The sequence below is a fragment of the Vibrio sp. 1069 genome (assembly GCF_033340555.1).
Map to the genome: position 1 here is coordinate 1 of NZ_JAWOWP010000349.1, position 715 is coordinate 715.

Here is a 715-nt window from a genome sequence, read left to right on the forward strand (position 1 = left end):
CCTACTTCGCCAGTATTTAGAACATCAGTATCCACTTGCTTAGGTGTAAAGATACCCAAACGGTCTACACCCCAAGCTTGGCCGGTGCTCATTACTTTGATCTTGTCGTTCTTCTTCAGTGAACCGTTTTTGATTCGTACCAAAGATACTACGCCAAGATAGTTATCAAACCATGAGTCAATGATCAGCGCTTGTAGCGGCGCATCAGGATCACCTTCTGGTGCTGGAATTGCTGATACGATGTTTTCTAGAACGTCCTCAACACCCAGACCTGTCTTCGCAGAACAGCGTGTTGCGTCCATCGCATCAATACCAACGATTTCTTCAATTTCTTCAGCTACACGTTCAGGATCAGCGGCTGGCAAGTCGATCTTGTTTAGGATTGGCACTACTTCCAGATCCATTTCGATCGCGGTGTAACAGTTAGCAAGTGTTTGCGCTTCTACACCCTGACCAGCATCAACAACCAATAGCGCGCCTTCACAAGCCGCTAGAGAACGTGATACTTCGTATGCAAAGTCTACGTGTCCCGGAGTATCGATGAAGTTCAGCTGATAAGTTTCACCGTCTTTAGCGGTGTAGTTTAGCGTCACACTCTGAGATTTAATGGTGATACCACGCTCACGTTCAAGATCCATAGAATCCAGAACCTGTGCGGCCATTTCACGATCGCTTAATCCTCCACAAACTTGGATTAGACGGTCTGATAGGGTCG

1 protein-coding gene is annotated in these 715 nt (G+C 46.9%); it reads right to left on the reverse strand.

The annotated features are described in order from the left end of the window. A partial coding sequence (locus tag R7040_RS26445; protein ID WP_318097574.1) for a GTP-binding protein occupies positions 1-715 on the reverse strand: 715 nt, incomplete at both ends.